We start from the raw sequence: 9,781 nt of genomic DNA, 5'->3' as shown, positions 1-9,781 counted from the left end.
CGACCTGAGATGTTTTAACGCAAAATAGTTTAACACTTAACATTCAAGCAAATGGAAATAGTATTAAAGCGTATAGCTAAAAAGGGAACTTATACCATCGGCAGACTCTATCTGCTGACCGATGCAAGCGTAAGTCGTAACTCGCTGCCCGGCAAGAAGAAAGACGACAAGTGCAAATTGATTCATACCTTTGACAGCCAGCTGTTGTCCAAAGATACATATCTCTGCGATACCATGGAGCCTACATGGCGCAATCTGTTGGGTATCAAGCTAAAGCCAGAGGAAGTGGATGCCCGCTATAGCCGCAAGAGCGGCGTGAAGGCTCGTAAGGTACCTGGCCATACTGCCATTCCTGAGGGTACTTATCCTGTGGTCATATCGTATTCTCCAAGATTCAAGCGTTGGTTGCCATTGCTGGTGGGTGTGCCGAATTTCGAGGGTATCCGCATCCATGCAGGCAATTATCCTGACGACACACAAGGCTGCATCCTCGTTGGGGAGAACAAGTTCGAGGGCATGGTGGTGAACTCCCGTATCTGGCTGCAGCGGCTCATCAACGCCATGACAGCGGCGCGCGACCGAGACGAAGGTATCTGGATAACCATCCTATAGACAAACAGCATCCCTGCATAAGGGATGCTGCTAATCTGTCTTTATATTTTTCTGACTGAAAACGTTCTTAAAGCTTTGACCAGTCGATGCTGCGGATAAATGCCAAGGTTGAAACCCAATCGCAGTCGAGGCAGAAAGGAGTAGGAACATCCGGGGTGTTGTAATAAGCCAGGGTAAACTCTGTATCTTCATCCTTAAATGCCTTGTGGTCGATGGTTGCCTGCTTGAAAAACTGGGTTACGAGCGGCTTATTCTTTTTAGAAGCCTCCTTCAATCGCTTCTGGTAGAGCGTAATATATACGCTCATGGCGTAGGCCTGCTCGTTGAGATAGCGAACCTTTATGTTCAAGGTGTCCTTGCTCAGATTCTTGTCGAGCATAACATACGGTGGCAGAATCTTGCTGCGCATGTAGGTCATCGCGTCAAACTTGAAGAGGGCTGTACGGCGCTCGTCCATGCTCTTCGTGGTGTCGTTGAGGATTGCATCAGAAGTGCGGAGCACCTCGTTTAATACATCCTGGGCGCTTGCCTTAGCTATGCTGAGGGTGAGCGCAAATAATAATATTATGTATCTCATCTTTCTGAAATTATTAATTATCAATTTTTTTTAATCGTTGGTGTGGCGCAAGAGGAAGATGCTGTGGTCGATGCACGCTGGCAATTCTTCCTTATAATGCGTTACCATGATCATGGTTTTGTTCTGGCGGCGGCAGAAGGCTTCGATGACGTCTTTTACAAGACGGCGGTTGCGGTTGTCGAGTCCGTGGAGCGGTTCATCGAGAATCAGCAGTTCCGGATCCTTGACAAAGGCACGTGCCAGGAGCACGAGGCGCTGTTCGCCGCTGGAGAGCTTCAGGAAACCACGGTCTTCAAGACCTTCCAGTCCGAATACTTTCATCCAGAAGCGGCACTTGTCCATATCTTCTTCCTTCGGCTTTACGTAGAGACCTACGGAATCCATCAAGCCGCTTGCTACGATGCGGATGGCTGGCAGGTCGCGCTGATAGGAACGGTGAAGCTCAGGCGATACGTAGCCGATGTGTTTCTTGATGTCCCAGATGCTTTCGCCGCTGCCTCGAGGATTGTCGAAGAGGGTAATGTCGCAGGCGTAACTCTGCGGATTATCGGCACAAACCAGACTGAGGAGCGTACTCTTTCCGGCTCCGTTCTGTCCGCTCAAAGCCCATCGCTCGCCGTTCATCACGGTCCAGTCGAGGTCGTTGAGGATGATTCGCTCGCCATACTGTATGCGTACCTTGTTCATCTTCACCACTTCTTGGGTGTGATATTCGCGGTCGCTGTAAGGCTGGTCTACGATGGCCTGTTCCAACTCCGGACTCAGCACATGGGCAGGCACGGATTCTCTGCCGGCAAGATATTCGGCAAGGGTTACCTTAGGCAGAACCTTCATGTCCTTCACTTCTACCACATGGGTGATGAAATCAGGAATATCATCGCTCTTGCTCAGTACGAGGATAATCTGCAGGGCTCGCTCTGAAGAGAGGGTCTTGAGCAGTTCCTTGAGCTGGTCGCGGGTTTCAGCATCGAGTCCGATAAACGGATTGTCCATGATGAGCACGCGAGGCTCTGAGAAGAGGGTAGAGGCAAGTTTGAACTTGCGGAGCTCGCCACTTGAGAGCAGGATGGTGTATTTGTCCATCAGGTGCTGCATGTGGAAGAGCTCGTAGATGTGCTGCTGCAGGGCTCTGCGCTCCGGTGTGTCTTCGCCTGCCATCTGGTAGGCTTCTTCCAGCTTGTCCTTTACGATAGGCGTGTTTTCGTCTATCTCGAGCTGGTTCCAGCGCTGCTGCAGGAAATAAGTGCGGTCGTTATCGCCTCCGTAGGTGTCGCGGAAGGTAATATACTTGATGTTGTCGCTCACCATAGTTTTCTGACTAGGTGAGAAATCGTAATCAGGATCGTGCATCAGGAGTGGGTGGCGACCTACGATGATGTCGACAAACATTGATTTTCCTCCACCGTTCGGACCTACGATAGCGATGTGCTCACCATCGCACGCCTCGAAGTTTACGGGTTCTGCCATACGCCATTCAGGCATACGGGTAACACCGTTTTTTATGCTAATAATCTTTTGCATCTCTCTTATTTTTTTATTCTACTCTGATTCTTTGTTGCAAAGTCTTTCCAGCTGCTGTAGTGCTTGGCATCGGTCTCCGGGCGGTTCATCTGCAGAAAGTGGCAGTAGGCTGCCCCCAGCGCATCGGTAGCATCCATGAACTTCGGCATTTCGTTTTGCTGAATATGGAGCAGTCGCTGCAGCATTCCCGCCACCTGTTCTTTTGAAGCCTGTCCCTGTCCGGTAATGGCCATCTTGATTTTGAGCGGCGCATATTCGTGGATAGGAACGCTGTGATGAATGGCGGCTGCGATGGCTACTCCCTGCGCCCTGCCCAGCTTGAGCATCGACTGCACGTTCTTGCCGAAGAAGGGAGCTTCTATGGCCATCTCGTCGGGCAGATAGCTGTCGATGATGCCGGTTACGCGGTCGAAGATCTTGCCCAGCCGGAGATAGGGATCGCTCTCTTTGCGCATGTCGATGACGCCCATCACCACCAGTTCTGCCTTGTTGCCGATGATGCGGATTACGCCATAGCCCATCACGTTGGTTCCGGGGTCAATGCCGAGAATAATCTTCTCTGTATTCGATTTCTTGATCATCACAAATAAATCTCCTGACTTTTTAAAAAGACGCTTGTTCTAGCGGTCCATATAAGGATTGTGAGCGAGCTCTTCGCCTATGCTGGTGTATTCGCCATGACCCGGTAGAACCTGGGTTTCGTCAGGCAACTGACCGAGATGGCGCAGACTGTTGATGATGCGGAACATGCTGCCTCCAGGGAAATCGGTTCTGCCGATAGAGTTGTGGAAGAGGGTGTCACCGGTGAAGGCTACGTGCTCTGCCTCGCAATAGAAGGTGACGGAACCGCTGCTGTGGCCCGGAGTGGCGATGACCTGGAACTCGTGGTTGCCGAACTTGATGACCTCTTCATCTTCGAAGAATCTGCCGATAGGCGGAAACTGGTAATCGAGTTGCATCTGATAGAAGGTTTCTGCCTGCTTGGCGAGTCCCTTCATCAGGTTTTCATCAGCTGCCGATACTTCAGGTTTCAGTCCGAACTCCTGATAGATGGTGTTGTTGCCGAAGTTATGGTCAAGATGTCCATGGGTTACGAGCAGGTGAACGGGCTTGAGCTCGTTCTCCTTAATATATTGTGTAATAGCCGTGCGCTCTTCCGGATAGAAGGCGCCGCAATCGATGATGACGCATTCCTTGGTCTCATCGCTCACCACGTAGCAGTTTTCCTGCAACATGTTTACTTGAAATCTTTCTATATGTAACATTTCTTACTTTGAACTTTATGATTACTTTTCACTCTTCACTTCTACTACGCCGGAACGTAAACCAGTTGCTTGTCCTGACTGAACCATTCTTCATCGAAGAAAGTGCTGAGCGGAGTGATTTCTGAAATCTTGAAGTATTGCTTCAGTTCTTCTTTCAGATTACCGCCTTTCAGACACAGAAGTCCGTTAGGTAGAGCGTTTTGCCCCTTCTGCTTAAAGTTTTTCTTGATAATCTTCATCAGGTCAGGAAGCTGCATTACCGCACGGCTTACCACGAAATCGTACTTGCCTTTTTCGTCTTCTCCGCGCAGGTGTTCAGCCTTGAGATTCTGTAGATTGATGGCCGTAGCCACCTCGTTGCAGACTCTGATTTTCTTGCCCGTTCCATCTATCAGCTTGAACTTGCATTCAGGGAAGAGGATGGCGAGCGGAATGCCTGGGAAACCTCCGCCGCAGCCGAAATCGAGAATCTCCGTGCCCGGACGGAAATGGATGGCTTTGGCTATAGCCAGAGAATGGAGCACGTGGTGCTCGTACAGATTATCGATGTCCTTGCGGCTGATGACATTGATCTTGCTGTTCCAGTCGCGGTATAATGCATCGAGTGCCTCGAACTGCTTTTTCTGCTCTTCCGTGAGGTTCGGGAAGTATTTCTCTATTATTTCTATCATATAATTATATGTATTCTTCTTTATTTCTACTGATTTTTCTGCAAAGGTAGTGTAAAAAATCGGAAAACACGCTATAAAAACATCAAAATCTGTCAGATTATGCTCGTATATTAAGTTTTTTGCGTAACTTTGCACCCGTTTTCAATATAATTTAAGCAAAAATAGATAAAAACAGACAAGAAAATATGATAAAAGCAGCACTCTTCGATCTGGATGGCGTGGTTTTCGATACAGAATCGCAGTACTCCATCTTCTGGGGAATGATAGGCAGGGAGTATCATCCGGAAATGCCCGATTTCGAATATCGCATCAAAGGACAGACTCTGGTTCAGATTTACGACAAGTATTTCACCGATGAAGCCGTCTTCGCCCACATCGAAGGTTTTACAGGCGCAAAGGAGGAACAGGCTAAGATTACAGCCCGACTGGATGAGTTTGAAAAGACCATGCAGTATGAATATATTGCGGGGTTTGAAGACTTCATCAGCGACTTGAAGAAGCATGGCGTAAAATGCGCTGTGGTAACGAGCAGCAACATTCAGAAGATGCTGAATGTCTATGACCGTCACCCGGAATTCAAGGCTTATTTCGACCGTGTGCTGACCAGCGAGGATTTCGCCGAGAGCAAGCCTCATCCAGACTGCTATCTGAAAGGTGCAGCCTATTTCGGTGTGGAACCAGAGGACTGTGTAGGACTGGAAGACAGCTTCAACGGACTGAAGGCGGTGGGAGCCTCAAGAGCCTTTACCCTAGGTCTCGCCACAACGAACAGCAGAGAAGCCATCCAGCCGCTATCCGACTATGTGATAGATGATTACAGAGGTTTTAGCTTTGCTGACTTGCAGTGCATCGTGGAGAATGCGAAATAGATTCAACGCAGAACAATAAATAAATCAAAATAAAAAAATGGGATATTTATCTACTGACAAGAAGAAAATTACCACCAAGACCTTCGCAGAAATGAAGAAGGCTGGCGAGAAAGTAACCATGCTGACAGCATACGACTTTACAACAGCCGGAATTATAGATGCTGCAGGAATTGACTCTATATTAATAGGTGATTCGGCCAGCAATGTGATGGCAGGAAATGCAGACACATTGCCGATTACCGTAGACCAGATGATTTATCACGCCCGCAGCGTGGCCCGTGCCTGCCAGCATGCTTTCGTGGTTTGCGACATGCCTTTCGGCAGCTATCAGGTTAGCAAGGAAGAGGCGCTGCGCAATGCTTGCCGCATGATGAAGGAAACGGGTGTTGACGCTCTGAAACTGGAAGGCGGCGTAGAAATCTGCGACACGGTTAAGGCGCTGGTTAATGCCGGAATCCCGGTTCACGGTCATCTCGGACTTACCCCGCAGAGCGTTAATAAGTTTGGAGGTTATGGCATTCGTGCCAAGGAAGAGGCTGAGGCACAGAAACTTATCAGCGACGCCATTGCGCTGGACGAAGCAGGCTGCTTTGCCATCGTGCTGGAGAAGGTTCCTGCTAAGCTCGCTGCTGAAGTAAGCAAGAAGGTGAAGGCTGTAACGATTGGAATCGGTGCTGGTAACGGCTGCGACGGACAGGTTCTGGTTTATGCTGATGCACTCGGAATGACACAGGGCTTCAAGCCTAAGTTCCTGCGCCACTTTGCTCAGGTAGGCGAGGAAATGACCAAGGGTGTGAAGGCTTATATTGATGCGGTGAAGACCGTAGATTATCCTAGCGCAGAAGAGAGTTACTAACATTAACTCTCTTTTTAGTGAAGTGTAAGAGAGTATAAATACGATAGATTCATAAAAGAGTTTAGAATAATGGATACACAAAATACTCCAGTACATATCAAACTGTGGCACAAGGACTTCTGGCGGTTATGCTTTGCCAACCTCTTGCTGATGTCGAGTGTGTACATGCTCATTATTGCCATTCCTTATTTCCTGATTCCGGCGAATTATCAGATGTGGCAGATAGGGTGTGTGCTTCTTGCATACGGCTTTGGACTGTTTCTGTTTGGCGGCTTCTGCTCTTATCTGGTGCAGCGCTACCGCAGGAATATGGTCTGTCAGCTTTCCATTTTAGGTGTGGTTGTTTGCCTTTCGGTTCTTTACTATCTGGATACGTTCTGGAACATCAGGTTTCCTTTTGAGATTCTCCTGGCGGTCCGTTTCCTGTTGGGAGCATTTCTGGGACTGGCTCAGATGACGCTTGCCAGTACGCTGGTTATTGATTCCTGCGAGTCGTTCCAGCGCACCGAGGCTAATTATATTACCTCCTGGTTTGCCCGCTTTTCGATAGCTGTAGGACCCTTGTTGGCATTTTTTGTTTACAACTATTTCGGCATGGGTTATGTTTTCCCTACGGCTTCGTTGCTGGCTTTGGGAGCCTTCGTGCTGGTTTCTCGCGCCAAGTTTCCTTTCAAGGCGCCTGCCGAAGGAATCAAGGTTTTCAGCCTCGACCGCTTCTGTCTGCCACAGGGAACTCCGCTGTTTGTCAATATCATCCTGATTACTTTTTCTGCGGGATTATACTTTTCTTTGCCTCATTCTTCTGGCATCTTTCTGATGATTTTAGGAGGATTGGTCTTGGCGTTACTGGCAGAAAAGTTTGTCTTTGCTGATGCAGATCTGAAGAGTCAGATAATAGTAGGTCTGGTGCTGCTGGGAGCTGCTCAGCTGATTTCGTTTGCGAATCAGGAGTTTGCTGTAGAAATCGTGGTTCCAACCTTGCTGGGTTTCAGCTTGGGAATCATCGGAAGCCGTTTCCTGCTCTTCTATATCAAGCTTGCCAAACATTGTCAGCGCGGCACGAGCGTGAACTCGTTCTTCCTGGCTTGGGAATTGGGATTGAGCTTGGGACTCGGTCTCGGATTCCTGTTCCATAATCTTCCGGCGAGAGTGCATTTTGACGTAGATCATCCTGTATATAATATGATTGAATCAGGGATGTTGCACTATGCGCTTCTTTTTACAATCGTATCGTTGCTGGTGTACAATTTCTTGGTTCATCCTTGGTACATGAAGCATAAAAACAGATAAAATATTTGAAATCTCGTTTGTTTCATAAAAGCTATTCTTTAAAAGAACCTAAAAATAGCTTTTATGAAACATTTTTAATATTATTTAGATAGGTTTTTTCGCTTTTGTGGCTTAATTTGAGTACTTTTGCGTTTAGTTTTGGAAATATATTGTTTGAATTAAGAAATTAAACGTAAAAATATAGAATTATGGCAGAAGCTATTGATATCCGCGAATTGAATATCCGGATAGAACAACAAAGTCAGTTTGTTACCAACCTGGTAATGGGCATGAATAAGGTAATCGTAGGTCAGAAACACCTCGTTGATTGCCTTCTTATCGGTCTTCTCTCTGATGGTCATATCCTGCTTGAGGGTGTACCTGGACTGGCGAAGACACTTGCAATCAAGACATTGTCACAGCTTATCAGCTCCGACTATAGCCGCATTCAGTTTACTCCTGATCTGTTGCCTGCCGATGTGGTGGGTACTCAGATTTATTCACAGAAAGACGAGGCTTTCCATGTAAAGCGCGGTCCTGTCTTCGCCAATTTCGTTTTGGCAGATGAGATTAACCGTGCCCCAGCCAAGGTGCAGAGTGCGCTGCTCGAAGCCATGCAGGAACACCAGGTTACCATTGGCGATGAAACCTTCAAACTGCCTAGTCCGTTCCTGGTAATGGCTACACAGAATCCTATCGAGCAGGAAGGAACCTATCAGTTGCCTGAAGCACAGGTAGACCGTTTCCTGCTGAAGGTAATCATCGATTATCCTACACTGGAAGAGGAGAAGCTCATCATCCGCGAGAATATCCAGGGCGGACTTCCTGAGGTTACTCCTGTAACATCTGCCGAGGAGATTCTGAAGGCTCGCAAGATTGTAAACGAGGTTTATCTCGATGAGAAGATTGAGCAGTATATTGCCGATATCGTCTTTGCTTCACGTTATCCTGAGCGCTACGGACTGGGCGAACTGAAAGACATGATTACCTTCGGCGGCAGTCCTCGTGCCAGCATCTCTCTTGCCAAGGCAGCCAGAGCCTATGCGTTTATCAAGCATCGCGGCTATGTGATTCCAGAAGATGTAAGAGCTGTAGCCCATGACGTAATGCGCCACCGTATCGGCCTTTCTTACGAGGCTGAGGCAAGCAATGTAACAAGCGAGGAAATCGTGAGCCGCATCATTAATAAGGTGGAAGTGCCTTGATAGTTAACAGTTAATAGTTTATAGTTAATAGTTTAGGATTTTGGATACACAAGATATCTTAAAAAAGGTTCGGAAGATAGAAATCAAGACTCGCGGACTGAGTCAGAACATCTTCGCAGGTCAGTATCATTCTGCCTTTAAGGGTAGGGGAATGGCCTTTGCCGAGGTGCGCGAATATCAGTACGGCGATGATGTGAGAGACATCGACTGGAACGTGACCGCCCGCTTTCATAAACCTTATGTCAAGGTGTTTGAAGAGGAAAGGGAACTGACGGTGATGCTGCTCGTAGACGTCAGCGGGTCGCTCGATTTCGGTACGATGAAGCAGATGAAGCGCGATCTGGCTACTGAGATTGCTGCCACACTCGCCTTCAGTGCCATTCAGAACAATGACAAGATAGGTGTCATCTTCTTCTCTGACCGTATCGAGAAGTACATTCCGCCTAAGAAAGGAAGAAAGCATATTCTCTATATCATCAGAGAAATGCTCAACTTCCAGCCGCAAAGCCAGCGTACCGACATCGGTTGCGCCCTGGAATATTTCACCCGCGTGATGAAACGCCACTGCACAGCTTTCGTAATCAGCGACTTCTACGATCATAAGGATTTCCAGCATCAGCTGCAGATTGCCAACCAGAAGCATGATGTAGTAGCCATCCAGGTTTACGACCCGCGTGCCAAGGTGCTGCCTGATGTAGGACTGCTCAAGGTGATGGACGCAGAAACCGGACACGAAATGTATATTGATACAAGTTCGAAGAAACTGCGAATGGCTCATACACAGCAATGGCTGATGCAGCAGGAGAATCTGAAAACCGACTTTGCCAAAAGCAAGGTCGACTGGACTTCGATTGCCACTAACGAGGACTTCTCGAAGGCGCTCCTGATGCTTTTCAAGCAGAGGGGCTGATAAACCGAAAGCTCAAAGTAAAGAAA

Annotated in this window: 11 protein-coding genes; 6 read left to right on the top strand and 5 right to left on the bottom strand. The window is 48.0% G+C overall.

Annotation, left to right across the window (positions count from 1 at the left end):
• Positions 1-51: 51 nt before the first annotated feature.
• Positions 52-612 carry a DUF5675 family protein gene (locus DWV53_RS08185; RefSeq protein ID WP_118152862.1) on the top strand — a complete coding sequence of 187 codons (561 nt, stop codon included), beginning with the start codon at positions 52-54 and terminating at the stop codon, positions 610-612.
• 67 nt (positions 613-679) lie between these two features.
• On the opposite strand, the gene DWV53_RS08180 is transcribed toward DWV53_RS08185, so the two are convergent.
• The 5 genes from DWV53_RS08180 to rsmG are packed head-to-tail and all read right to left on the bottom strand — an operon-like array spanning position 680 to position 4,646.
• A complete protein-coding gene (locus DWV53_RS08180) occupies positions 680-1,189 on the bottom strand; it encodes a hypothetical protein (RefSeq protein WP_118064133.1) in 510 nt (169 codons plus the stop codon).
• Between the two features lie 30 nt (positions 1,190-1,219).
• Entirely contained in the window at positions 1,220-2,710 is a 1,491-nt protein-coding gene (locus tag DWV53_RS08175) for an ATP-binding cassette domain-containing protein (RefSeq protein ID WP_118152860.1), read from the bottom strand.
• A 5-nt stretch (positions 2,711-2,715) separates the two neighbouring features.
• Positions 2,716-3,291, bottom strand: a complete 576-nt coding sequence (ruvC, locus tag DWV53_RS08170) for a crossover junction endodeoxyribonuclease RuvC (RefSeq protein WP_118152858.1) — start codon at positions 3,289-3,291, stop codon at positions 2,716-2,718.
• Between the two features lie 39 nt (positions 3,292-3,330).
• Positions 3,331-3,975, bottom strand: a complete 645-nt coding sequence (locus tag DWV53_RS08165) for an MBL fold metallo-hydrolase (protein ID WP_118152856.1) — start codon at positions 3,973-3,975, stop codon at positions 3,331-3,333.
• A 44-nt stretch (positions 3,976-4,019) separates the two neighbouring features.
• Entirely contained in the window at positions 4,020-4,646 is a 627-nt protein-coding gene (gene rsmG / locus DWV53_RS08160; RefSeq protein WP_040552760.1) for a 16S rRNA (guanine(527)-N(7))-methyltransferase RsmG, read from the bottom strand.
• A gap of 185 nt (positions 4,647-4,831) precedes the next feature.
• Between rsmG and DWV53_RS08155 the strand changes: the two genes are divergently transcribed.
• From DWV53_RS08155 to DWV53_RS08135, 5 genes are all read left to right on the top strand, one after another.
• Positions 4,832-5,515, top strand: a complete 684-nt coding sequence (locus DWV53_RS08155; RefSeq protein ID WP_118152854.1) for an HAD family hydrolase — start codon at positions 4,832-4,834, stop codon at positions 5,513-5,515.
• Between the two features lie 37 nt (positions 5,516-5,552).
• Positions 5,553-6,371 carry a 3-methyl-2-oxobutanoate hydroxymethyltransferase gene (panB, locus tag DWV53_RS08150; protein ID WP_117694810.1) on the top strand — a complete coding sequence of 273 codons (819 nt, stop codon included), beginning with the start codon at positions 5,553-5,555 and terminating at the stop codon, positions 6,369-6,371.
• Between the two features lie 69 nt (positions 6,372-6,440).
• Positions 6,441-7,661 carry an MFS transporter gene (locus DWV53_RS08145; protein ID WP_118152852.1) on the top strand — a complete coding sequence of 407 codons (1,221 nt, stop codon included), beginning with the start codon at positions 6,441-6,443 and terminating at the stop codon, positions 7,659-7,661.
• A 188-nt stretch (positions 7,662-7,849) separates the two neighbouring features.
• Positions 7,850-8,845 carry an AAA family ATPase gene (locus tag DWV53_RS08140; protein ID WP_117586534.1) on the top strand — a complete coding sequence of 332 codons (996 nt, stop codon included), beginning with the start codon at positions 7,850-7,852 and terminating at the stop codon, positions 8,843-8,845.
• A 40-nt stretch (positions 8,846-8,885) separates the two neighbouring features.
• Positions 8,886-9,755, top strand: a complete 870-nt coding sequence (locus DWV53_RS08135) for a DUF58 domain-containing protein (RefSeq protein ID WP_006846686.1) — start codon at positions 8,886-8,888, stop codon at positions 9,753-9,755.
• The last annotated feature ends 26 nt before the right edge of the window (positions 9,756-9,781 follow it).

Origin of the sequence: Segatella copri (assembly GCF_003465495.1) — a bacterium.
Lineage (GTDB): Bacteria > Bacteroidota > Bacteroidia > Bacteroidales > Bacteroidaceae > Prevotella > Prevotella copri_G.
The sequence above is the reverse complement of the archived record's forward strand: the minus strand, read 5'-3'. Positions and strand labels throughout refer to the sequence as shown.